This window comes from Pelomonas caseinilytica (genome assembly GCF_021353235.1).
Lineage (GTDB): Bacteria > Pseudomonadota > Gammaproteobacteria > Burkholderiales > Burkholderiaceae_C > Pelomonas > Pelomonas caseinilytica.
Genome location: NZ_JAJTWT010000002.1, coordinates 87,306 through 111,273, shown reverse-complemented (window position 1 = coordinate 111,273; position 23,968 = coordinate 87,306). Strand labels below are relative to the sequence as shown.

Here is a 23,968-nt window from a genome sequence, read left to right as displayed (position 1 = left end):
CCGCGCAAAACTCGCTTCGCTACGCTCCGCTCAAACAGTTGCGCGGAGTCAGAACTTGAAGCGTGCTGCGCACGCGGCCTCAAGGTGCTGCGCTCCTCGGCGGGCTCAAAGGGGGAGTGAAGGAACAGCCGGCGCCAGCCGGCTGGCGCGTTTGGCTGTTGGCTGTTTCGGCTGTTCGGGGCTTCCCCTTCTAAACCGCCGAGAAGCGCAGAAGCCCGGGGCGCGTGCGCAGCACGCTTCAACAACTGACTTCGCGCCCCTTTGTCTGAGCGTAGTGAACGCAGTGAACGAAGCGAGTTGGGCGCGGCCCCGGGCTTCGAGCATCGCAGGGAACCCACCCGCAGGGTGGGCGGTTTTGCAGGGGCCGTTCTTTGCCTACTTTCTGGCGGGCCAGAAAGTAGGTCGCCCGCCGGGGCGAACTCCCGGCACGGTGCAACGAGCCACAGGGCTCCCGGCAAAAGCATCCCCTTAGAACCACTCCACCGGCAACGCCAACCCCACCCCCTTCAACAACCCCGCCCGCGCATCCTTCAAGGCCCCCGTCGGCGCCGGCCACCGCCGGTACACGTGCAGGAAGTCCAGCACCACCGTCGTGTTGTTCGACGCCTCCTGCTGCCCCCGCCGCGCACCGGCGTTGATGTAGTCCTTGTGCATCACCGCGCCGCCACCGGCCACGTGGACCGGCATGGCGCGTGAACACACGCCCAGCAGCCAGTCCCAGTCCTCCTGCGAGGCCAGGTGGGCATCGAAGGACAGGCCCTGCAGCAGGCTGCGCCGGTAGGCCAGGCAGTGCAGGGGAATGAAGTTCTTGACCCACAGCGTGCTCACGTCCGCCGCGGCGAAGGAGCCGGCCTGGCGGCCCAGCTCGGGGATGCCCGGCTGCGCGCGGTCCTCCGTGACGACCGTCACGTCGGTGAAGAGCACCTGGGCACCGGGCCGCTCGCAGTGGGGCTTGAGCGTGGCGAGGTGATGGGGCTCGAAGCTGTCGTCGTCGTCCAGGAAGACGACCCACTCGCCGCGCGCCAGGGCCAGGCCCTGGTTGCGGCTGGCCGCCGGGCCGCTCGGGCCGGTGCGCTTGACGAAGCTGTCAGCAGGGCCGAGGTCGCGGGCGACGACGGCGGCCGTCTCGGCATCCAGGGCGTCGGCCACCAGCAGGATCTCGAAGTCGGCGCAGGACTGGGCTCGCAGCGAGGCGAGGGCCCGCGCCAGCGTCGCCGGCCGGTGGTGGGTGGCCATGACGATGGAGAAAAAGGGCTGCATCGCGATCTCAAGCCTTGCGGCGGGCGATGGCCAGCAGCGAGATGTTGTTGAAAAACCAGATGCCCTGCAAATCCAGCGTCGTGTACTTGTGGATGACGTTGGCCAGGGTGTAGGGCGTGTACCAGCAGTTGTGGTCGGGATGGATGACCTCGACGAACGTGTCGGCGCCGGCCTGGTAATCGAAGTGGCGCGCAAAGCAGCTGAAGGCGTCGGGCACCGTGATGACGTATTCCCTGGCGCCGACGCGGTCGATCTGTTCCAGGAATCCTTTCACGTCGGGCACATGTTCCAGCACCTCGGGTACCAGCACTAGGTCGTAATCGTCGGTGACCTGATCCCAGGACGAGAACAGCCGGCCCTTCAGATGCGGCAGCATGTGGGGGAAGGCTTCGTCGTGGATGTCGAAGCCGTCGAGCCGGCAGACTTGGTCGAGCTGCAGGTGCAGGGAGCGGTTCAGGTCGGTGATGGGCCAGTCGACGCAGCCCACATGCAGCACGCGCTTGCCGCGGCACATCTCCTGCAGCACATGCACGCGCGGGTGGCCCATCAGGTTGCGGCTGACCGGGATACGCTGCACGAAATAGGGCGCGTGGGCGCGCTCCAGGGCCGACACCGGCGGCAGCCCTTCGGGCTGGCACAGGGCCGGCCTGGGGCCGCGCTCGGTCTCTGGGGAAGCCGTCATCTCGCTCATGCCACGCTCCGTGTGTGCAACTCGTCGTAGTTCCGGCGCGTGCTGCCCCATTCCTGGTCGGCGAACACAGGCCCCTTGCCGCTGTAGCGGATGCCGGAGTAGTGCTGGGGGATGAAGAAGTGGCTGGGCCACACCGTCAGGTCGATGTAGTGGTATTTGCGATGGGCCTCGGTCAGGTAGAGCGGGCCGACGCTCTGCCAGGCCATGCGGTCGATGACGGTGGGCTTTTCCTTCAGATCCAGGATGAGCTGGCGGAAGAAGGGGTTCTGTGCCTCGGAGGCGACATAACCAGCGGCGATCAGGCCGGGACGAATGATCTCGTTCTCCCAGCAGGCGCAGGCCTCGCAGTCGAACAGCCAGGGCTCCAGCGGGCGGCGGCAGATGCTGTCCGCGTCGACGACGAAGCCCCCCTCGCGGAACAGGATTTCCCAGCGCATGATGTCGGCCACACCGTTGAGCTCGCGGCCTGACATGGCGCGAATGTGGTCGGCGTTGTACCAGCCGTAGGACATCAGCTCGGCATTGCCCCAGATCCGGAGCTCCCAGTCGGGGTTGTGGACCCGCCAGGTGTCAATGCAGTTGTCTGGCCGCTTGGATTCGTCGCCGACCCAGATGATGTGCAGGGTCTTAGGGATCATGGTGCGCTCCTGAGCCTATCTGTCGCAGTATGCGGCCGCTGCCTGGCGTCGCTAATCCGGAACTGAGATTCATTGTTCGCCCTTTTTCCCTCCGTGTGGGCGACGAGCCTCGCCTATGCTTGCCGCAACATCATGACGCCCAGGCTTTTCGTCGCCATCGGCAGCTCGCATCTCTTCGGCCTGATCGACCGTTACATCGCGCCCGTGTCTTCGGCCAAGTACCGCTCGGTCTGGTCGACCGGCCTGCCTTTCCGGGAGCCTATTGACATCGGCCCCCCCACGGGCTGGCGCGGCGAGCATGTGCTCTACAACACGCCGGTGGCCGGTCCGCCGCCGATGCTCAAGGAGGGGGTGCTTTACATCCCCGAGGTGCTGACGGGCGTACTGGCCCATATCCCGCCGGAGACCGAGGTCATCTTCTCGCTGCTGCGCGGCCAGGAGTTTGCCGTCGCAGCCCTGGTGGACGACCCATCGCATGCGGACTTCATCGGCGACGACGGCCGGATGGAAGCTGGGCGGCGCTGGATGTCGCGCGCCGATGCCCTGGGCTGGGTGCGCCAGATCGCCGAGCCGCTGTGGACGACCCACCTGGTCCTGCGCCAGCAGTTCCCGCGTGCCTGCATCGTCCACGTGCCCGCGCCGCCACCGGTGGAGTCGCACGAGCACATCGAGGCCAACCCCGAGGCCTTCGGCCCTCTGTTCGCCGTCCACGGCATCAAGCCCTTCGCCATGCGCCAGCGCATATACCAGCTGATGTACGCCGACCTGAATCAGCGCCTGGCCCAGGTGGGCATCGCCAGCCTCCCCCCGCCGGCCGGCGCGCTGACCGACCACGGCGGCCTCAAGGCCGAATTCGCGCGCGGCTGCCTGCATGGTAACGAGCGCTACGCCGAACTGCTGGCCCAACAGATCCGCGAGGTGCTTGCTCATGTCGCATCCCTATGAGCAGATGCCGCCCCAGGCCTTCTGGCGCAAGACCGTCAGCGCCCAGGCCTGGACGCAGCTCGACTTCAAGCCCAGCACCAAGTTCAAGCTGACCCCGGCGATGAAGATCGCCACGGCCGGCTCCTGCTTCGCCCAGCACATGGCGCGGCGGCTGCAGGGCTTCGGCCTCAGCCACTGGGTGGTGGAGCAGCCGCCCGCCGGCCTCACCGCCGAGCGCGCGCGCGAGCTGCAGTACGGCGTGTTCTCGGCCCGCTATGCCAACGTCTACACGGTGCGCCAGCTGCGCCAACTGGTCGAGTTCGCCTTCGGCCTGCGCGAGGGCGACCCGCCGGTGCTGGCCGAGGGCGCCCGCCTCTTCGATGGCCTGCGCCCGCGCATCCAGCCGGGCGGCTACGACTCGCTGGCCGACCTGCGCGCCGACCGGGCCTGGCACCTGGCCCAGGTGAGGCGGCTGTTCAGCGAGTGCGACGTCTTCGTCTTCACCCTCGGCCTCACCGAGGCCTGGGTGGAGCAGGGCAGCGGCATCGTCTTCCCGGTCTGCCCGGGCACGGCGGCGGGCGAGTTCGACCCGGCCCGCCATGCCTTCGTCAACTTCGACTACCCGGAGATCCTGGCCGACCTCGAATGGGTGCGGGCCTTCGTCGCCGGCGTGAACCCCGGCATGCGCTGGATCGTCACCGTCTCGCCGGTGCCGCTGGTGGCCACGGCCACGGGCCAGCCCGTCCTCGTGGCGTCGACCTATTCCAAGGCGGTGCTGCGCGCCGTGGCCGGCCGCTTCGCCGACGCCCACGACGAGGTGGACTACTTTCCGTCCTTCGAGATCATCGCCTCGGCCCAGAGCTTCGGGCAGTACCTGGAGGGCGACCTGCGCGAGGTCTCCCCCCGGGGCGTGGACCACGTGATGCGGCAGTTCGCGGCCTCCTTCGTCGACGCTGGCGCCAAGCCGGCCGAAGCCGCGGCGCCCACCGCCATCGCCGCCAGCGCCGCCGCGGCCGCCCAGGTCGAGTGCGAGGAACTGCTGAACGACCGGCCCTGAACCGGCCCTGACCCCGCTTCCGCACGGCTCCGCTGCCCGGCCTCCCTGGCCGGCATGGGCTGAAACGGCCTGGTTCATCCGCGGCCTGGCGTATGCCCTCGTCGACGCCGGGCACAGACCAGCTTGACCATCGCCCAATGAAGCCAGGCCCCGCCGGATCACTCCGGCGGGGCTAGGAGTCTGCACGGCAGAGCGTGGCACCCGCGTTGGGCCTGGCTGGGGCGCAGGCAAGGCGCGAGGAGGCCGCGGGCTCGTGCCCGCAACGACGAGCAACGCCGCATGCGCCCCAGCCAGGCCCAACCCTTAGGGCCGGGGCGATTTGCGGGGCCATGCGGCGTTGCCGGCTCGTTGTGGGTCCCGACCCACGCCTCGCCGGCGCCTGGCCTGGCCCCGCAACTCGCCCCGGCGCGGGTGCCACGCTCTGCCGCGCAGACTCCTGGACGGGGCACGGCCTCGGGCCGTGCGTCAGGAGATCAGATCAAGCCGGCGTTGTTGCGGCGCTGCTCGTCGTCCTCGGCCAGCTTGCGGTCGATGGCCGCGAGGTGGGCGTCGGGCGAGTGCAGGGCCGCGGCCTTGGACAGGTCCACATGTTCGGCCGCCAGCAGCGGGGCCGTCGGTGCCGCGAGCACGTCGGTCAGGCTGACCGGCGTCGTGTGGGCATGCTCGGGCTGCTGCGGCTGCACGTCCTTGGTGAACCACACGTCGGCCATCTGGTGCTGGGCGCCGTCGGTCGTCGTGTAGCTGGAGATCAGCCCCACGAGGTTGCCGTTGTCGGTGCCACCGCCCTTGGTCGCGTTGAGGTCCATCGAGACGATGCCCAGGTCCTCCAGCGACTTCAGCTCGCCCGCGTCGGTCTTGCCGTCGTGGTTGCCGTCCACCCAGACCTTGAGGTCCTTCCAGTTGGCGTCGTGCAGGTCGAGCTTGCCGTCGTGGTTGGTGTCCTGCTCGGCCAGGGCGACGTAGCCGTCCTTGGCATGCTTGCCGTTGGCCAGGACGGTGCCCATGCCGAACAGCTCGTTGCCGTTGTTGATGACGCCGTCGTGGTTGCGGTCCATCACCAGCAAGCCGTCGCCGCCGGCGACCCAGCCGACCTTGTGGGTCTGGCCGGTGCCCAGCAGGTCGAAGTTGACGCCGTTGGAGGCGGACAGCGTGTTGACGCCATGGCCGTCCAGGTCCAGCGCGATCGGGGTGACCGCGAAGTAGGCGTTCAGCTGGGCCGAGGTCATCTCGCCGATGGCCGAGCCGGTCAGGGCGTCGAGCTGGCTCATGCTCATCGCAGCGATGTCGCGCGTCTCCAGCCCGTGGATCTGGTCGGTCGTGAAGGCGTGGACCTGATCCGTCGTCAGCGCCGCGGCCTGGGCCGTCGTCAGCGCGGTGATCTGCGTGTCCTTCAGCGTCACGAACTGGTCGGTCGTGATGGCCTGGACCTGCGCATTCGTCATCGCGGCGATGTTGGCCGTGTTCAGGGCGCGCAGGTCGTCGGTCTCCAGCGCGGCCACCTGGGCGTTGGTGAAGGCGTGCACCTGGTTGGAGGTCATGACGGCGAACTGCGACGCGGTGAAGCTGTTCAGGTCGTCGGTCGCCAGGTGGGCGATCTGGCTGGTCGTCAGCACCGAGACGCGTCCTCCCAGGCCGGTCAACTGGTCGGTCGTCAGCGCGCCGAGCTGCACGTCGGTGATGGCCTGGATGGAGGCCGTCGACAGGCCGCGCAGGTCATCGGAATCGATGGCCGAGATCTGGTCGGTCGACAGGGCCTGGACCTGGGCCGTCGTCAGCACGGCGACCTGGCCGGACGTCATGGCCGTCATGTCCGCGGCGGAGAGGCCGTGGATCTGGCCGGCCGACAGCGCCTGCACCTGGGCCGTCGTCAGCGCGGCGACGTGGTCGGTCGTCAGCGAGGCGATCTGGTCGGAGCTGAGCAGGCCCAGCGAGGCAGCCTGGACGGCGCGCAGGTCGGCCGTCTCCAGGGCGTGGAGCTGGTCGGTCACCAGGGCGCCGATCTGCGTCGAGCTCAGCACGGCGAACTGTGCGCTGCCCATGGCGTTCAGGTCATCGGTCTCCAGATGGCCCATCTGGGTCACCGTCAGGGCCGCGACCTGGCCGGTGGCCAGCTTGGCGAACTGGTCGGTCGTGAAGGCGTTGAGGTCGTCGGTGTTCATCGCCGACAGCTGGGCCGTCGTCAGCGCGTTGACCTGCGCCGTCGTCAGCGCCTGCAGCTGGTCGCTGGTGAGGCCGTCGATCTGGGCGTTGGACAGGGCACGCAGCGAGGTGGTAGACAGCGCCTTCATGTCGGCGGCGTCGATGGCCGAGAGCTGGTCGGTGCTCAGCGCCTGCACCTGGGCCGAGCCGAGGGTGCCGACCTGGGCCGAGCCCAGGGCCGTCATGTCACCGGCCGTGAGGCCCTTGACCTGGTTGGCCGACAGGGCGGCGACCTGGGCCGTCGTCAGGTTGGCGACCTCGTCCGTCGTCAGGCTGTTGACCTGGTCGCTGGACAGGCCGGCGAGGGCGCCGGTGGTGACGGCGCGCAGGTCGGCCGTTTCCATCTTCGACAACTGGTCGGTCGTCAGCGCGCCGAACTGGGTCGAGGTCAGCACGCCGAACTGCGAGGAGCCCATGGCGTTGAGGCTGTCGGTCGCGAGGTGGCTGAGCTGGCTGGCGCTCAGGGCCGCGACCTGGCCGGTGGCCAGCTTGGCGAACTGGTCGGTCGTGAGGACGTTCAGGTCGTCGGTGTTGAGACCGTTGATCTGGGCCGTCGTCAGGGCATTGACCTGGCCGGTGCTGAGGGCGCGGAGCTGGTCGCTCGTGAGGCCGTCGAGCTGGGCGTTGGACAGGGCGCGCAGGGCGTTGGTGCTCAGCGCCTTCATGTCGGCCGCGTCGATGGCCGCGAGCTGGTCGGTACCCAGGGCCTGGACCTGGGCCGTCGTCAGCACGCCCACCTGGGCCGAGCCCAGGGCCGTCATGTCGCCGGCGGTGAGGCCCTTGACCTGGTTGGCCGACAGGGCGGCGACCTGGGCGGTGGTCAGGTTGGCGACCTCGTCGGTGGTGAGGCTGTTGACCTGGTCGCTGGACAGGCCGGCGAGGGCGCCGGTGGTGACGGCGCGCAGGTCGGCCGTTTCCATCTTCGACAACTGGTCGGTCGTCAGCGCGCCGAACTGGGTCGAGGTCAGCACGCCGAACTGCGAGGAGCCCATGGCGTTGAGGCTGTCCGTCGCCAGGTGGCTGAGCTGGCTGGCGCTGAGGGCGGCGACCTGGCCGGTGGCCAGCTTGGCGAACTGGTCGGTCGTGAGGACGTTCAGATCATCGGTGTTCAGGCCGTTGATCTGTGCCGTCGTCAGGGCGTTGACCTGGCCGGTGCTCAGGGCGCGCAGCTGGTCGCTCGTCAGGCCGTCGAGCTGGGCGTTGGACAGGGCGCGCAGGGCCGTGGTCGAGAGCGCCTTCATGTCGCCGGCGTCGATGGCCGAGAGCTGGTCGGTGCTCAGGGCTTGCGCCTGGGCGCTCGTCAGCACGGCGACCTGGGCGGTACCGAGAGCCGTCATGTCGCCGGCCGTCAGGCCCTTGACCTGATTGGCGCTCAGCGCGGCGACCTGGGCCGTCGTCAGGTTGGCCACCTCGTCGGTCGTCAGGCCGTTGATCTGGTCGGAGCTCAGGCCGGCCATGGCCGTGGTGGTCACGGCGCGCAGGTCGGCCGTTTCCATCTTGCTGAGCTGGTCAGTGGTCAGCGAGCCGAACTGCGCCGAGGTCAGCACCGAGAACTGGGCGGAGCCCATGGCGTTGAGGTTGTCGGTGGCCAGGTGGCTGAGCTGGTTGGCGCTCAAGGCCGCGACTTGGCCGGTGGCGAGCTTGGCGAACTGGTCGCTCGTGAGGACGTTCAGATCGTCGGTGTTCAGGCCGTTGATCTGGGCCGTCGTCAGGGCGTTGACCTGGCCGGTGCTGAGGGCGCGGAGCTGATCGCTCGTGAGGCCGTCGAGCTGGGCGTTGGACATCGCCCGCAGCGCGGTCGTGGTCAGCGACTTCATGTCGCCAGCGTCGATGGCGGAGAGCTGGTCGGTGCTCAGGGCTTGGACCTGGGCGCTCGTCAGCACGGCCACCTGGGCGGTGCCCAAGGCCGTCATGTCGCCGGCCGTCAGACCCTTGACTTGGTTGGCGCTCAGCGTGGCGACCTGGGCGGTCGTCAGGTTGGCGACCTCGTCCGTCGTCAGGCCGTTGATCTGGTCGGAGCTGAGGCCCGCCATCGCGCCCGTGGTGACGGCGCGCAGGTCGGCCGTCTCCATCTTGCTGAGCTGGTCGGTGGTCAGCGCGCCGAACTGGGTGGACGACATCACCGCGAACTGGGCGGTGCCCATGGCGTTGAGGTTGTCGGTGGCCAGGTGGCTGAGCTGGTTGGCGCTCAGGGCGGCAACCTGGCCGGTGGCCAGCTTGGCGAACTGGTCGCTCGTGAGGACGTTCAGGTCATCGGTGTTCAGACCGTTGATCTGGGCGGTGGTCAGGGCGTTGACCTGGCCGGTGGAGAGGGCACGGAGCTGGTCGCTCGTGAGGCCGTCGAGCTGGGCGTTGGACATCGCCCGCAGCGCGGTCGTGGTCAGCGCCTTCATGTCGCTGGCGTCGATGGCCGAGAGCTGGTCCGTGCTCAGGGCCTGGACCTGGGCGGTGGTCAGTACGGCGACCTGGGCGGTGCCCAGGGCCGTCATGTCGCCGGCCGTCAGGCCCTTGACCTGGTTGGCGCTCAGCGCGGCGACCTGGTTGGTGCCCAGGCCCGCCACCTCGTCGGTGGTGAGGCTGTTGACCTGGTCGCTGGACAGGCCGGCGAGGGCGCCGGTCGTGACGGCGCGCAGGTCGGCCGTCTCCATCTTGGAGAGCTGGTCGGTCGTCAGCGCGCCGAACTGGGTCGAGGTCAGCACGCCGAACTGGGCCGTGCCCATGGCGTTCAGGCTGTCCGTCGCCAGGTGGCTGAGCTGGGTGGCGCTCAGGGCCGCGACCTGGCCGGTGGCCAGCTTGGCGAACTGGTCGGTCGTGAGGACGTTCAGGTCGTCGGTGTTCAGGCCATTGATCTGTGCCGTCGTCAGGGCGTTGACCTGGCCGGTGCTGAGGGCGCGGAGCTGATCGCTCGTGAGGCCGTCGAGCTGGGCGTTGGACATCGCCCGCAGCGCATTGGTCGTCAGCGACTTCATGTCGCTGGCATCAATGGCGGAGAGCTGATCGGTGTTGAGCGCCTGCACCTGGGCCGTGGTCAGCACGGCCACCTGGGCGGTACCGAGAGCCGTCATGTCGCCGGCCGTCAGGCCCTTGACCTGGTTGGCGCTCAGCGTGGCGACCTGGGCGGTCGTCAGGTTGGCGACCTCGTCGGTGGTCAGGCCGTTGATCTGGTCGGAGCTGAGGCCCGCCATCGCGCCCGTGGTGACGGCGCGCAGGTCTGCCGTCTCCATCTTGCTGAGCTGGTCGGTGGTCAGCGCGCCGAACTGGGTGGACGACATCACCGCGAACTGGGCGGTGCCCATGGCGTTGAGGTTGTCGGTCGCCAGGTGGCTGAGCTGGTTGGCGCTGAGTGCGGCGACCTGGCCGGTGGCCAGCTTGGCGAACTGGTCGCTGGTCAGCACGTTCAGGTCATCGGTGTTCAGGCCGTTGATCTGGGCGGTGGTCAGGGCATTGACCTGGCCGGTCGTCAGCGCACGCAACTGGTCGCTGGTGAGGCCGTCGAGCTGGGCGTTGGACAGGGCACGCAGGGCGGTCGTGGTCAGCGACTTCATGTCGCTGGCGTCGATGGCCGAGAGCTGGTCGGTGCTCAAGGCTTGGGCCTGGGCGCTCGTCAGCACGGCGACCTGGGCGGTGCCGAGGGCCGTCATGTCGCCGGCCGTCAGGCCCGCGACCTGGGCGGCCGACAGCTTCGCGATTTGGGCGGTGGTGAGGTTGGCGACTTCGTCGGTCGTCAGGCTGTTGATCTGGTCGGAGCTCAGGCCCGCCATGGCCGTGGTGGTCACGGCACGCAGGTCGGCCGTTTCCATCTTGGAGAGCTGGTCGGTCGTCAGGGCGCCGAACTGGGTGGAGGTCAGCACGCCGAACTGGGCGGTGCCCATGGCGTTGAGGTTGTCGGTCGCCAGGTGGCTGAGCTGGTTGGCGCTGAGCGCGGCGACCTGGCCGGTGGCCAGCTTGGCGAACTGGTCGGTCGTGAGGACGTTCAGGTCATCGGTGTTCAGGCCGTTGATCTGTGCCGTCGTCAGCGCATTGACCTGGCCGGTGGAGAGGGCGCGGAGCTGATCGCTCGTGAGGCCGTCGAGCTGGGCGTTGGACATCGCCCGCAGCGCATTGGTCGTCAGCGCCTTCATGTCGCTGGCGTCGATGGCCGAGAGCTGGTCGGTGTTGAGCGCCTGGACCTGGGCCGTGGTCAGCACGGCGACCTGGGCGGTGCCCAGGGCGGTCATGTCGCCGGCCGTCAGGCCCTTGACCTGGTTGGCCGACAGGGCGGCGACCTGAGCCGTCGTCAGGTTGGCGACCTCGTCCGTCGTCAGGCTGTTGACCTGGTCGCTGGTGAGGCCGGCGAGGGCGCCCGTGGTGACGGCACGCAGGTCAGCCGTCTCCATCTTGCTGAGCTGGTCGGTGGTCAGCGCGCCGAACTGGGTCGAGGTCAGCACCGCGAACTGCGACGAGCCCATGGCGTTGAGGCTGTCCGTCGCGAGGTGGCTCAGCTGGTTGGCGCTGAGGGCCGCGACCTGGCCGGTGGCCAGCTTGGCGAACTGGTCGGTCGTGAGGACGTTCAGGTCATCGGTGTTCAGGCCGTTGATTTGCGCCGTCGTCAGCGCGTTGACCTGGCCGGTTGACAGGGCGCGCAGCTGGTCGCTCGTGAGACCGTCGAGCTGGGCGTTGGACATCGCCCGCAGTGCGGTCGTGGTCAGCGACTTCATGTCGCCGGCATCGATGGCGGAGAGCTGGTCGGTGCTCAGGGCTTGGACCTGGGCGCTCGTCAGCACGGCGACCTGGGCGGTACCGAGGGCCGTCATGTCGCCGGCGGTGAGGCCCTTGACCTGGTTGGCCGACAGGGCGGCGACCTGGGCCGTCGTCAGGTTGGCGACCTCGTCGGTGGTCAGGCTGTTGACTTGATCGGAACTCAGGCCGGCGAGGGCGCCGGTGGTGACGGCGCGCAGGTCGGCCGTCTCCATCTTGCTGAGCTGATCGGTGGTCAGCGCGCCGAACTGCGTCGAGGTCAGCACGCCGAACTGGGCCGAGCCCATGGCGTTGAGGCTGTCCGTCGCCAGGTGGCTGAGCTGGTTGGCACTCAAAGCCGCGACCTGGCCGGTGGCCAGCTTGGCGAACTGGTCGGTCGTGAGGACGTTCAGGTCATCGGTGTTCAGGCCGTTGATCTGGGCGGTGGTCAGGGCGTTGACCTGGCCGGTCGTCAGGGCGCGCAGCTGGTCGCTCGTCAGACCGTCGAGCTGGGCGTTGGACAGGGCGCGCAGGGCATTGGTGGACAGCGACTTCATGTCGCCGGTCTCAATGCCGACGAGTTGGTCGGTGCTCAGGGCCTGGACCTGGGCGGTGGTCAGCACACCGACCTGGGCGGTGCCCAGGGCCGTCATGTCGCCGGCCGTCAGGCCCTTGACCTGGTTGGCCGACAGCGAGGCCACCTGGGCGGTGGTGAGGCCGGCGACCTCATCGCTGGTCAGGGCGTTGATCTTGTCCGAGCTCAGGGCCGAGAGGGCGCCCGTCGTCACGGAGCGCAGGTCGGCCGTCTCGAGCTTGGAGAGCTGGTCGGTCGTCAGCGCGCCGAGCTGGGTGGAGCTCAGCACCGCGAACTGGCCGGTGGTCAGCGCGTTGAGGTTGTCGGTGCCGAGGTTGCCGAGCTGGCTGGCCGTGAGGGCCTGGACCTGGGCGGTGGACAGCCGGGCCATCTGGTCCGTCGTCAGCACGTTGAGGTCGTCGGTCGTGATGCCGGCGATCTGGGGTGCCGTCGTCATGGCGTTGAGCTGGGTGCTGGTCAGGGCACGCAGCTGGTCGCTGGTCAGCGCGTCGAGCTGGGCCACGGACAGGGCACGGATGGCCGCGGTCGACAAGGCCTTCATGTCGGCGGCGTCGATGGCGGCGATCTGGTCGGTCGACAGCGCAGCGACCTGGGCGGAGGTCAGCACGCCGACTTGGGCCGAGGACAGGGCCGACAGGTCGCCGGCCGTCAGGCCCTTGACCTGGTTGGCGGAGAGGGCCGCCACCTGGGCGGTGCCGAGGTTGGCGACCTCGTCGGTGGTCAGGCTGTTGACCTGGTCGCTGGTGAGGCCGGCGAGGGCGCCGGTGGTGACGGCGCGCAGGTCGGCCGTCTCCATCTTGGAGAGCTGGTCGGTCGTGAGCGAGCCGAACTGCGAGGACGACAGGGCCGCGAATTGGGCCGAGCCCATCGCGTTGAGGTTGTCGGTGGCGAGGTGGCTGAGCTGGTTGGCGGTCAGGGCGCCAACCTGGCTGGTGGACAGCTTGTTGAACTGGTCGCTGGTGAAGCTGTTCAGGTCATCGGTGTTCATCGCGTTGACCTGGGCCGTGGTCAAGGCGTTGACCTGGGTTGAGGTCAGTGAGCGCAGTTGGTCGCTGGTGAGGCCGTCGAGCTGGGCATTGGACAGGGCGCGCAGGGCCGTCGTGCTCAGGGCCTTCATGTCGCCGTTGTCGATGGCGGAGAGCTGGTCGGTGCTCAGCGCTTGCACCTGGGCGGTGGTCAGCACGGCGACCTGGGCGGTGCCGAGGGCCGTCATGTCGCCGGCCGTCAGGCCCTTGACCTGGTTGGCCGAGAGGGCGGCCACCTGGGCCGTCGTCAGGTTGGCGACCTCGTCGGTCGTCAGGCCGTTGATCTGGTCGGAGCTCAGGCCGGCCATGGCGCCGGTGGTGACGGCGCGCAGGTCGGCCGTCTCCATCTTGCTGAGCTGGTCGGTGGTCAGCGCGCCGAACTGGGTGGAGGTCAGGGCCGCGAACTGGGCCGAACCCATGGCGTTCAGGCTGTCCGTCGCCAGGTGGCTGAGCTGGTTGGCGCTGAGGGCCGCGACCTGGCCGGTGCTGAGCTTGGCGAACTGGTCGCTGGTCAGCACATTGAGGTCGTCGGTGTTCAGGCCGTTGATCTGGGCGGTGGTCAGGGCATTGACCTGGCCGGTGCTCAGGGCGCGCAGTTGGTCGCTGGTCAGGCCGTCGAGCTGGGCGTTGGACATCGCCCGCAGCGCGTTGGTGGACAGCGCCTTCATGTCGGCGGCGTCGATGGCCGAGAGCTGGTCGGTGTTGAGCGCCTGCACCTGGGCGGTGGTCAGCACGGCGACCTGGGCGGTGCCGAGAGCCGTCATGTCGCCGGCGGTCAGGCCCTTGACCTGGTTGGCGCTCAGGGCGGCGATCTGGTTGGTGCCGAGGTTGGCCACCTCGTCGGTGGTCAGGCTGTTGATCTGGTCGGAGCTCAGGCCGGCGAGGGCACCGGTGGTGACGGCGCGCAGGTCGGCCGTCTCCATCTTGCTGAGCTGGTCGGTCGTCAGCGCGCCGATCTGGGTGGAGGTCATGACGCCGAACTGCGCGGACGTCATCGCGTTCAGGCTGTCGCTGGCCAGGTGGCTGAGCTGGTTGGCGCTGAGCGCCGCGACCTGGGCCGTGCCGAGCTTGGCGAACTGGTCGCTCGTCAGGACGTTCAGGTCATCGGAATTCAGGTTGTTGATCTGCGCCGTGGTCAGGGCATTGATCTGACCCGTGGACAGGGCGCGGAGCTGGTCGCTGGTCAGGCCGTCGAGCTGGGCGTTGGACAGGGAACGCAGAGCGACCGTGCTCAGCGCCTTCATGTCGGCGGCGTCGATGGCCGAGAGCTGGTCGGTGCTCAGGGCCTGGGCCTGGGCGGAGCCGAGCACGGCCACCTGGGCAGACGACAGGGCGGTCATGTCGCCGGCGGTCAGACCCTTGACCTGGTTGGCCGAGAGGGCGGCGATCTGGTTGGTGCCGAGGTTGGCCACCTCGTCGGTGGTCAGGCTGTTGACCTGGTCGGAGCTCAGGCCGGCGAGGGCGCCGGTGGTGACGGCGCGCAGGTCGGCCGTCTCCATCTTGGACAGCTGGTCGGTCGTCAGGGCGCCGACCTGGGCGGAGGTCAGCACGCTGAACTGGGCCGAGCCCATGGCGTTGAGGCTGTCGGTGGCCAGGTGGCCGACCTGGTTGGCGCTCAGCGCGGCGACCTGGCCGGTCGTCAGCTTGGCGACCTGGTCGGTGGTGAAGACGTTCAGGTCGTCGGTGTTCAGGCCGTTGATCTGCGCGGTGGTCAGGGCGGCGACCTGGCCGGTGGTCAGGGCGCGGAGCTGGTCGCTGGTCAGCCCGTCGAGCTGGGCGTTGGACAGGGAGCGCAGCGCCGTCGTCGACAGGAACTTCATGTCGGCGTTCTCGAGCGCCGAGAGCTGGTCGGTCGAGAGGCTGGACACCTGGGCCGTCGTCAGGGCGCTGACCTGGCCAGAGGTCAGGGCGACCATGTCGGCCGCGTTGAAGCCCTTGAGCTGGTTGCCCGACAGCGCCGCCACCTGGCCGCTGCTCATCCCCTGCAGCTGGTCGGTGGTCAGGGCGCCGACCTGGTCCGAGGTCAGGCCCTGGAGGGAACTCGTCGTGATGGAGCGCAGGTCCTCGGTCTGGAAGGCGCGGATCTGGTCGCTGTTCAGCACGGACAGCCCGGTCGACGTGATGACTGCGGCCTGGGCCGTCGTCAGCGCAATCAGCTGGTCCGTGCTGAAGGCCGCCCAGTCTTCGGTCGTGAAGTCCCGGATCGTCGTCGTGGACAGGCCGGGAATCTTCGAAACGGGAATGAACGGGATGACGGTTGCCATGGTTTTTTCACCTGCTGTTGTGCTGGTGGCCGCTGACTGGGTTCAGGCAGCGGCCGCGCGTCGTATCGGACCCGCCCCCGACGCCGAGGGCCTTCTCTCTCGCCCGGGCACGGCCATGCCGCACGCGGCCAAGGCTGTAACCCAAGGTTTTTTGAGCTTCAGTCGGTTATCGGGCCGTGCGGGCTTGACTTGAGGTAAGAGTTCTCGAATCGCGCCCAAACGGAACCAAGGGCATCCCGCCCGGCACTTGAACCGGGGGTGGTTTACCCACTGATGGCCATGCTAGTGAGGCGCCGGCAACTTCACACTTCGATAAAGAGCCGCTTTCGGTGGCAGTTCACGGCTGCCCCCGATCCCTCACGGCGCCGGCTGGGTGGCGCTCAGTCCGTTACAAAAATGGGCGGTGACGAGCTGGCGGCAGGCCGCCGCATCGCGCGCCAGCAGGGCAGCGACGATGGCGCGGTGCTCGTCCAGCGATTCCGCCAGCCGTCCCTCCCGGAACAGCGAGTGATGGCGGTTGAGCTTCATCAGCCGGCGCAGGTCGCCCACGATCTGCAGCCGCCAGCGGTTGCCGTCGATCTCCAGCACGCGTAGGTGAAAGCGCTCGTTGGCGGCGAAGAAGCGATCGCGATCGGGCAGGGCGGCCTCCAGCTCCCGGTGCAGCGCATCCAGCTCGGCCAGCTCGGCGTCGGAGGCTCGCGCGGCGACCTCGGCCGCCGCGTCGCTCTCCAGCAGCGAGAGCAACTGGTAGGCCTCCCGCACGTCGCGCTCGCTCATCTCGGTGACGTAGGCGCCGCGTCGCAGCTTCATGGTCACCAGGCCTTCGGCGGCCAGCACCTTGAGGGCTTCGCGCAGCGGAGTGCGGCTGATGCCGAGTTCGCCGCAGAGCTTGAGCTCGTCGATCCACGATCCCGGCTCCAGCTCCCGGGCGAGGATGCGCTGGCGCAGCCGGTCGGCCACCTGTTCGTACAGGGCCGTGGAGGCGAGGGGGGCGGCGGTGGCGTTCTGATCTGGCATGGGGCTGGAATGTCAGCTCAGTGTAGCGAAACTGTATTCATAATTATGAATGACGGCCGGCTATGATGGCGGTCGAGTTACAGGAGAGTTTCGATGTCGGACGCCAGCCGCGCCGGGGACGCCCCGGAATTCAAGACAGCCACGCTGGAGCAATGGGCCAAGGCGGCCGCGAAGTCGGCGCCGGGCGGCGACGTGTCGGCGCTGGACTGGCACACGCCCGACGGCCTGACCGTCAAGCCGCTGTACACGGCGGCCGACACCGCCGGCCTGCCTTACGCCGACACCCTGCCGGGGTTCGAGCCCTTCGTGCGCGGCCCGCAACCCACCATGTATGCCGTGCGGCCCTGGACCATCCGCCAGTACGCCGGCTTCTCGACCGCCGAGGAGAGCAACGCCTTCTACCGCAAGGCCCTTGCCGCCGGCGGGCAGGGCGTGTCCGTGGCCTTCGACCTCGCCACCCACCGCGGCTATGACAGCGACCACCCGCGGGTGACCGGCGACGTCGGCAAGGCCGGCGTGGCCATCGACTCGGTGGAGGACATGAAGATCCTGTTCGACGGCATCCCGCTGGACAAGGTCAGCGTGAGCATGACCATGAACGGCGCGGTGCTGCCCGTGCTGGCCGGCTACGTGGTGGCCGCGGAAGAGCAGGGCGTGGGCCAGCAGCAGCTGGCCGGGACCATCCAGAACGACATCCTCAAGGAGTTCATGGTCCGCAACACCTACATCTACCCGCCGGGCCCCTCGATGCGCATCGTCGGCGACATCATCGAGTACACGGCGCAGAAGATGCCGAAGTTCAACTCCATCTCCATCTCCGGCTACCACATGCAGGAGGCGGGCGCCAACCAGGCGCTGGAGCTGGCCTTCACCCTCGCCGACGGCAAGGAGTACGTGAAGACGGCCCTGGCCAAGGGCTTGGCCGTCGACGACTTCGCGCCGCGGCTGTCCTTCTTCTGGGCCGTCGGGATGAACTTCTATCTCGAGATCGCCAAGATGCGCGCGGCGCGGCTGCTGTGGTGCCGCATCATGAAGGGGTTCGGCGCCACCAACCCCAAGAGCCTGATGCTGCGCACCCACTGCCAGACTTCGGGATGGAGCCTGACCGAGCAGGACCCGTACAACAACGTCGTGCGCACCACCATCGAGGCCATGGCCGCCGTCTTCGGCGGCACGCAGAGCCTGCACACCAACTCGCTGGACGAGGCCATCGCGCTGCCCACGGAGTTCAGCAGCCGCATCGCCCGCAACACCCAGCTCATCATCCAGGAAGAGACCCACATCACCAGCGTCATCGACCCCTGGGCGGGCAGCTACATGATGGAGAAGCTCACCCAGGACATGGCCGACAAGGCCTGGGCCATCATCCAGGAGGTCGACGCCATGGGCGGCATGACCCAGGCCGTGGACTCCGGCTGGGCCAAGCTCAAGATCGAGGCCAGCGCCGCCGAGAAGCAGGCGCGCATCGACTCGGGCGAGGACGTCATCGTCGGCGTCAACAAGTACAAGCTCGCCAAGGAAGACCCGGTCGAGATCCTGGAGGTGGACAACGTCAAGGTGCGCGAAGCCCAGATCGAGCGGCTCCAGCGCATCAAGGCCACGCGGGATGCGGCTGCGGTGCAGACGGCCCTCGGGGCGCTGACCCGTGCGGCCGAGAACGGCGAGGGCAACCTGCTGGAGCTGAGCATCGAAGCCATGCGGCTGCGGGCGACGGTGGGCGAGGTGTCCGACGCGCTGGAGGCCGTCTTCGGCCGCCATCGCGCCGACACCCACAAGGTCAGCGGCGTCTATGCCGCGGCCTACGACTCGGCCGAGGGCTGGGCGAAGCTGCAGGGCGAGATCGCCGCCTTCGCCGAGCAGCAGGGCCGCCGGCCGCGCGTCATGATCGCCAAGCTCGGCCAGGACGGCCACGACCGCGGCGCCAAGGTCGTGGCCACCGCCTTCGCCGACCTGGGCTTCGACGTCGACATCGGCCCGCTCTTCCAGACGCCGGAGGAGTGTGCCCGCCAGGCGATCGAGAACGACGTGCATGCCGTGGGCATCTCCACCCTCGCCGCCGGCCACAAGACGCTGGTGCCGGCCATCATCGACGCGCTCAAGCGCCAGGGCGCCGAGGACATCATCGTCTTCGTCGGCGGCGTCATCCCCCAGCAGGACTACGGCTTCCTCTACGACGCCGGCGTCAAGGGCATCTACGGCCCCGGCACCCCCATCCCGGCCAGCGCCAAGGGCGTGCTGGAGGCGATCAAGGCCCAGGTGGCGGGAGCGCCTGCGTGACGCCCACGCTCGCGCCCGTCGTCGAGGCGGATTTCGAGGCCATGCTGGCGCTGCGCATCGAAGCGCTGCGCGAAAGCCTGGAGCGGCTCGGTCGCTTCAACCCCGACGTGGCCCGCGCCCGGCTGAAGAGCCAGTTCCGTCCGGAGTGGATGCACCACCTCGTCGTGGACGGCGAGCGCGTCGGCTATTTCACGGTGGAGCCGCGCGACGGCGAGCTGCGCCTGCACCACCTCTACCTGCGGCCCAAGGCGCAGGGCCGGGGCCTGGGCGCCTGGGTGATCGCCGGGCTGCAGGCGCGCGGCCTGCCGATCACGCTGGCGGCCCTGCGCGAGAGCCGGGCCAACGCCTTCTACCGCCGCCACGGGTTCAGGGTCGTGGCCGACCAGGAGGTCGACATCGAATACCGCTGGGAGGCCGGCGCGTGAGCGAGCTGGCCCAACGGCTGAAGACCGGCGAGCGCCGCGCGCTGGCCAAGGCGATCACGCTGATCGAGTCCACGCGGGCCGACCACCGCGAGCAGGCCGACGCACTGCTCACCGAGCTGATGCCCGCCACCGGCCGCGCGCTGCGCCTGGGCATCTCCGGCGTGCCGGGCGTGGGCAAGAGCACCTTCATCGAGGCCTTCGGCTGCTTCCTGCTCGAGCGCGGCCACCGCGTGGCGGTGCTGGCGGTGGACCCGTCCAGCACGCTGTCGGGCGGCGCCATCCTCGGCGACAAGACGCGCATGGAAAAGCTCTCCATGGACGAGCGCGCCTTCATCCGGCCCAGCCCCAGCAGCGGCACCCTGGGCGGCGTGGCCGAGAAGACGCGCGAGGCCCTGCTGCTGTGCGAGGCGGCGGGCTACGACGTGGTCATCGTCGAGACCGTGGGCGTCGGCCAGAGCGAGACGGCCGTGGCCGGCATGACCGACCTCTACCTGCTGCTGCAGCTGCCCAATGCCGGCGACGACCTGCAGGCCATCAAGAAGGGCGTCATGGAGCTGGCCGACCTCATCGTCATCAACAAGGCCGACCTCGACCCCGCTGCCGCCACCCGCGCCCAGGCCCAGATCACCTCGGCCCTGCGCCTGCTCGGCAGCGGCCGCACACCTCAGGGCGACCACCCGAATGCGCTGCAGCGCGTGCTGCAGGTCAGCGCCCTCAAGGCCGACGGCATCGCGCCCCTGTGGGAGGCCATCGCCGCGCAGCGCGACTCGCGCGTGGCCAGCGGCGCCTGGGCGGCGCGGCGGCGCGAGCAGTCCCTGGCGTGGATGTGGGAGCGCATCCAGGCCGGCCTGCGCCAGGCCTTTGTCGGCCAGCCCGGCATGGCCGCGCGCCTGGAGGCGGCCACGGCGGCGGTGCGCGAAGGCCGCACGCCGGCCTCGACCGCGGCCCGCCAGTTGCTGGCGGCCTTCAAGCTCAGGAGCCCCTCATGATCACTGGCCTGCACCACATCAACCTGCGCGCCCCGTCCGACCTGCTGGCCACGCTGCGCGACTTCTACCGCGACGTCATCGGCCTCGAAGTCGGCCCGCGGCCGGCCTTCGGGAGCCAGGGCTACTGGCTCTATGCCGGCGGCCAGCCCATCGTCCACCTGTCCGAGCAAGGGCCGCACGAGCCGCGGCGCGGCCCCGTCGACCCGGCCGCCGCCAGCACCTTCGACCACACCGCCTTCGCCGGCACCGACCCCGCCGCCATGGCGGCTCACCTGGCGGCCAAGGGCGTCTCCTTCCGCGAATCGCGCTCGGCCACGACGGGCCAGCACCAGTTCTTCCTGCAAGACCCCGCCGGCAACGGCGTCGAGATCAACTTTCCGTTCTGAAGGCCGACCACCATGCACGACATCCTGCAAGCACTCGAAGCCAAGCGCGCCCGGGCGCGGCTCGGCGGCGGCGACAAGCGCATCGCCGCCCAGCATGCCAAGGGCAAGCTGACCGCCCGTGAGCGGTTGGAGCTGCTGTTCGACGAAGGCAGCTTCGAGGAATGGGACATGTTCGTCGAGCACCGCTGCGTCGACTTCGGCATGGCCGACAACAAGATCCCCGGCGACGGCGTCGTGACCGGCTACGGCATGATCAACGGGCGCCTGGCCTTCGCCTTCAGCCAGGATTTCACCGTCTTCGGCGGCGCCCTCTCCGAGGCCCACGCCGAGAAGATCTGCAAGGTGATGGACCAGGCCATGAAGGTCGGCGCCCCGGTCATCGGCCTGAACGACTCGGGCGGCGCGCGCATCCAGGAGGGGGTCGCCTCGCTGGGCGGTTATGCCGACGTCTTCCAGCGCAACGTCATGGCTTCGGGCGTCATCCCGCAGATCAGCCTCATCATGGGCCCCTGCGCCGGCGGCGCCGTCTACTCGCCGGCCATGACGGACTTCATTTTCATGGTGAAGGACAGCAGCTACATGTTCGTCACCGGGCCTGAAGTCGTGAAGACGGTGACCCACGAGGAAGTGACGGCCGAGGAGCTGGGCGGCGCGACGACGCACAACACCAAGAGCGGTGTCGCCGACCTGTCCTTCGAGAACGACGTCGAGGCGCTGCTGATGCTGCGCCGCTTCTTCAACTACCTGCCGCTGTCCAACCGCGAGAAGGCGCCGTGCCGCCCCAGCGGCGACCCGGCCGGGCGCCTGGACATGTCGCTGGACACGCTGGTGCCCGACAACCCCAACAAGCCCTATGACATCAAGGAGCTGATCCTCAAGGTCGTGGACGACGGCGACTTCTTCGAGCTGCAGCCCGACTACGCCAAGAACATCGTCACCGGCTTCGCCCGCATGGAAGGCCAGACGGTGGGCATCGTCGCCAACCAGCCCCTGGTGCTGGCCGGCTGCCTGGACATCAAGAGCAGCATCAAGGCCGCGCGCTTCGTGCGCTTCTGCGACGCCTTCCACATCCCCGTCATCACCTTCGTCGACGTGCCCGGCTTCATGCCCGGCACTTCCCAGGAATACGGCGGCATCATCAAGCACGGCGCCAAGCTGCTCTACGCCTATGCCGAATGCACGGTGCCCAAGATCACCGTCATCACCCGCAAGGCCTACGGCGGCGCCTACGACGTGATGGCCTCCAAGCACCTGCGCGGCGACGTCAACTTCGCCTGGCCCAACGCCGAGATCGCGGTGATGGGCGCCAAGGGTGCGGTGGAGATCATCTTCCGCGAGGACAAGAAGGACCCGGCCAAGCTGGCCGAGCGCGAGGCCGAGTACAAGGCGCGCTTCGCCAATCCCTTCGTGGCCGGCGCGCGCGGCTTCATCGACGACGTCATCCAGCCGCACGAGACGCGCAAGCGCATCTGCCGCTCGCTGGCGATGCTCAAGGACAAGAAGCTGGAGAACCCGTGGCGCAAGCACGGGAACATCCCGCTGTAGAGGCCATGGGCAAGGCCAGCTGTGCCGCCGAGGCGAAGCGGCTCACCGACATCCCCAACATCGGCAAGGCCATGGCGGCCGACCTGGTGGGCCTGGGCATCACGACGCCTGCCGACGTGAAGCGCATGAACCCGATGGCCACCTACGACCGCCTGCGCGACCCCATGGGCCGGCGCCACGACCCCTGCGTGCTCGATACCTTCATGGCCGCGCACGACTTCATGAACGGCGGGCCGGCCCAGCCGTGGTGGAACTTCACCGAGCAGCGCAGGAAGCTGCTCGACAGATTTAAATGAAATTTGTGCGGCCAAATAAAAGTTCGTATTTGAGCGGTTGAATGCGAAAATTTGGCTTAAGAGTTCATATTTGAACGTTTCATGATCGACTTGTTGCCTGCCTCCGCCGTCTGCGCCCAGTTGGGGCGACGCCTGCGCGTGCTGCGCCTGGCGCGCAACCTGGGCCAGGCCGAGCTCGCCGCGCGGGCGGGATGCTCGCTGTCGGCGGTGCGCCGGCTGGAGGCTCAAGGGCAGGGCAGCCTGGAACTGGTGGTGCGCGTCGCGCAGGCGCTTCAAGCCGCCGACGGGCTGGGCGCGTTGTTCGAGTTGCCGGCCGTCACCAGCATCGCCCAGGCCGAGGCGGCGGCAGGCGGCCCGGTGCGACGTCGCGCCAGCCGCCGCAGCGCAGGAGCCGCCAAGTGACGCTCGCCAAGTTGCGCGTGCTGGACCTCGGATGGGGCGAGCGCCGGCTGCTGGGCACCTTGGCCGATGTCGGTGGGCGGCTGATGTTCGAGTTTTCTCCGGAGGCGGTGTCACGCGGTATCGAGGCTTCTCCGCTGCGAGCGCCGCTGCCGCGAGCGGGCGCGCAGGCGGCGGCGCTCACCGGCCCTGCGCACAGCCAGGGGCTGCCCGGCTTCATCGCCGATGCGCTGCCCGATGGCTGGGGCCTGCTGCTGATGGATCGTGCGCTGCGCCGGCGAGGGCAGGACCCGCGTTCTGTCTCCGTGCTCGACCGACTGGCCATGGTGGGAGACCGGGCGCCCGGCGCGCTCGCCTTCGAGCCGGCCGACGACGGCGGCGCCGAGGCGTGGCCGGCGCTCACGCTGGAGCAACTGGCACTCGACACGGCGGCGGTGCTGGCCGACGAGGGGCTGCGCAGCCCCAGGGATCAGCTGCAGCGCCTCTTCCGTCTCGGCGGTTCGGCACAGGGGGCCCGCCCGAAGGCTCTGCTGCGCTGGCATGACCGGCAGTGGTGGGCCGACAGCCCCGGGGCGGTGGGCGAACCCATCCTCGTGAAGTTCCCGGCCCCCACTGAGAGCGCCGAAGCCTGCGCCGTCGAACAGGCCTATGCCGAACTTGCGCGGCGCGGCGGCATCGAGATGCCGGACACCGCCTATCTCGCCTTGCCCAAGCCCCATGCGGCCTTCGGGGTGCGGCGTTTCGACCGCGTAGGCACGCCCGCCGGCGAAGCGCGAGTGCCGCTTCTGAGCCTGGCCGGCCTGCTCGATGCCGACTTCCGCCTGCCCACGCTGGATTACGCGACGCTGGTGCTGGCCACCCAGCGCCTCACGGGGGACTATCGCGAGGCGCTGAAGGCCTTCGAGCGCTGCATCTTCAACGTGATGGCGCACAACCGCGACGACCACGCCAAGAACTTCGCCTTCTTGCGCGACGCGTCCGGCCAGTGGCGGCTGTCACCGGCCTTCGACCTGACCTTTTCCTTCGGTCCGGGCGGCGAGCACACCACCAGCATTGCCGGTGAAGGGCGCTCGCCCGGGCGAAACGACCTCATGCGCGCGGCGGCCCAGGGCGGCATCAAGCCCGCCGATGCGCGCCGGCTGATCGAGCATTGGCGCGAGGTGTTCACCGAATTGCCGGGCCTTCTGTCCGAATTGCCGATCCGCGCCGCCGCACGGCGCGACCTCCTGGGCCGGCTTCCACCCATAACTGCAGAGTGAGATTGA

Annotated in this window: 15 protein-coding genes; 10 read left to right on the top strand and 5 right to left on the bottom strand. The window is 69.0% G+C overall.

Annotated features, from left to right (window positions below; genetic code table 11):
• Positions 1-468: 468 nt before the first annotated feature.
• Genes LXT12_RS04350 through LXT12_RS04340 form a run of 3 tightly spaced genes read right to left on the bottom strand, consistent with a single transcriptional unit; the run spans position 469 to position 2,589 of the window.
• Entirely contained in the window at positions 469-1,260 is a 792-nt protein-coding gene (locus LXT12_RS04350) for a glycosyltransferase family 2 protein (protein ID WP_233389846.1), read from the bottom strand.
• 7 nt (positions 1,261-1,267) lie between these two features.
• Positions 1,268-1,951: a class I SAM-dependent methyltransferase gene (locus LXT12_RS04345; protein ID WP_233389844.1), complete on the bottom strand. Its 684-nt coding sequence runs from the start codon at positions 1,949-1,951 to the stop codon at positions 1,268-1,270.
• Positions 1,948-2,589 carry a glycosyltransferase family 32 protein gene (locus tag LXT12_RS04340; protein ID WP_233389842.1) on the bottom strand — a complete coding sequence of 214 codons (642 nt, stop codon included), beginning with the start codon at positions 2,587-2,589 and terminating at the stop codon, positions 1,948-1,950. Before LXT12_RS04340 ends, LXT12_RS04345 begins: the two co-directional genes overlap by 4 nt.
• 132 nt (positions 2,590-2,721) lie before the next feature.
• Here LXT12_RS04340 and LXT12_RS04335 point away from each other — a divergent pair, with 132 nt between their 5' ends.
• Together LXT12_RS04335 and LXT12_RS04330 are read left to right on the top strand one after the other, a co-directional pair.
• Positions 2,722-3,534 carry a hypothetical protein gene (locus LXT12_RS04335; RefSeq protein WP_233389840.1) on the top strand — a complete coding sequence of 271 codons (813 nt, stop codon included), beginning with the start codon at positions 2,722-2,724 and terminating at the stop codon, positions 3,532-3,534.
• Positions 3,518-4,570, top strand: a complete 1,053-nt coding sequence (locus LXT12_RS04330) for a GSCFA domain-containing protein (protein ID WP_233389838.1) — start codon at positions 3,518-3,520, stop codon at positions 4,568-4,570. The genes LXT12_RS04335 and LXT12_RS04330 overlap by 17 nt, the downstream gene beginning before the upstream one ends.
• 473 nt (positions 4,571-5,043) lie before the next feature.
• Here LXT12_RS04330 and LXT12_RS04325 read toward each other — a convergent pair whose 3' ends face one another.
• Both LXT12_RS04325 and LXT12_RS04320 read right to left on the bottom strand, forming a co-directional pair.
• Positions 5,044-15,369 (bottom strand): hypothetical protein, encoded by a 10,326-nt coding sequence (locus LXT12_RS04325; RefSeq protein ID WP_233389836.1) that lies wholly within the window; start codon positions 15,367-15,369, stop codon positions 5,044-5,046.
• 357 nt (positions 15,370-15,726) lie between these two features.
• The gene (locus tag LXT12_RS04320; protein WP_233389835.1) at positions 15,727-16,386 is read right to left on the bottom strand and encodes a GntR family transcriptional regulator; all 660 of its coding nucleotides are present in this window, start codon (positions 16,384-16,386) and stop codon (positions 15,727-15,729) included.
• Positions 16,387-16,479: 93 nt separating this feature from the next.
• On the opposite strand from LXT12_RS04320, the gene scpA reads away from it, so the two are divergent.
• The 8 genes from scpA (at position 16,480) to LXT12_RS04280 (ending at position 23,962) form a co-directional block, all read left to right on the top strand.
• Positions 16,480-18,663, top strand: a complete 2,184-nt coding sequence (gene scpA, locus LXT12_RS04315; RefSeq protein ID WP_233389834.1) for a methylmalonyl-CoA mutase — start codon at positions 16,480-16,482, stop codon at positions 18,661-18,663.
• Positions 18,660-19,088: a GNAT family N-acetyltransferase gene (locus tag LXT12_RS04310; protein ID WP_233389832.1), complete on the top strand. Its 429-nt coding sequence runs from the start codon at positions 18,660-18,662 to the stop codon at positions 19,086-19,088. Before scpA ends, LXT12_RS04310 begins: the two co-directional genes overlap by 4 nt.
• Positions 19,085-20,077, top strand: coding sequence for a methylmalonyl Co-A mutase-associated GTPase MeaB (meaB, locus tag LXT12_RS04305; RefSeq protein WP_233389830.1), 993 nt, complete (start codon positions 19,085-19,087; stop codon positions 20,075-20,077). The genes LXT12_RS04310 and meaB overlap by 4 nt, the downstream gene beginning before the upstream one ends.
• Positions 20,074-20,463: a VOC family protein gene (locus LXT12_RS04300; RefSeq protein ID WP_233389828.1), complete on the top strand. Its 390-nt coding sequence runs from the start codon at positions 20,074-20,076 to the stop codon at positions 20,461-20,463. Before meaB ends, LXT12_RS04300 begins: the two co-directional genes overlap by 4 nt.
• Positions 20,464-20,475: 12 nt before the next feature.
• On the top strand, positions 20,476-22,008 hold the full coding sequence (locus LXT12_RS04295; protein WP_233389827.1) for an acyl-CoA carboxylase subunit beta: 1,533 nt from the start codon (positions 20,476-20,478) through the stop codon (positions 22,006-22,008).
• A 5-nt stretch (positions 22,009-22,013) separates the two neighbouring features.
• Positions 22,014-22,304: a helix-hairpin-helix domain-containing protein gene (locus LXT12_RS04290; RefSeq protein WP_233389825.1), complete on the top strand. Its 291-nt coding sequence runs from the start codon at positions 22,014-22,016 to the stop codon at positions 22,302-22,304.
• 81 nt (positions 22,305-22,385) lie between these two features.
• Positions 22,386-22,706 (top strand): helix-turn-helix domain-containing protein, encoded by a 321-nt coding sequence (locus tag LXT12_RS04285; protein WP_233389823.1) that lies wholly within the window; start codon positions 22,386-22,388, stop codon positions 22,704-22,706.
• A complete protein-coding gene (locus LXT12_RS04280) occupies positions 22,703-23,962 on the top strand; it encodes a type II toxin-antitoxin system HipA family toxin (protein WP_233389822.1) in 1,260 nt (419 codons plus the stop codon). The genes LXT12_RS04285 and LXT12_RS04280 overlap by 4 nt, the downstream gene beginning before the upstream one ends.
• The last annotated feature ends 6 nt before the right edge of the window (positions 23,963-23,968 follow it).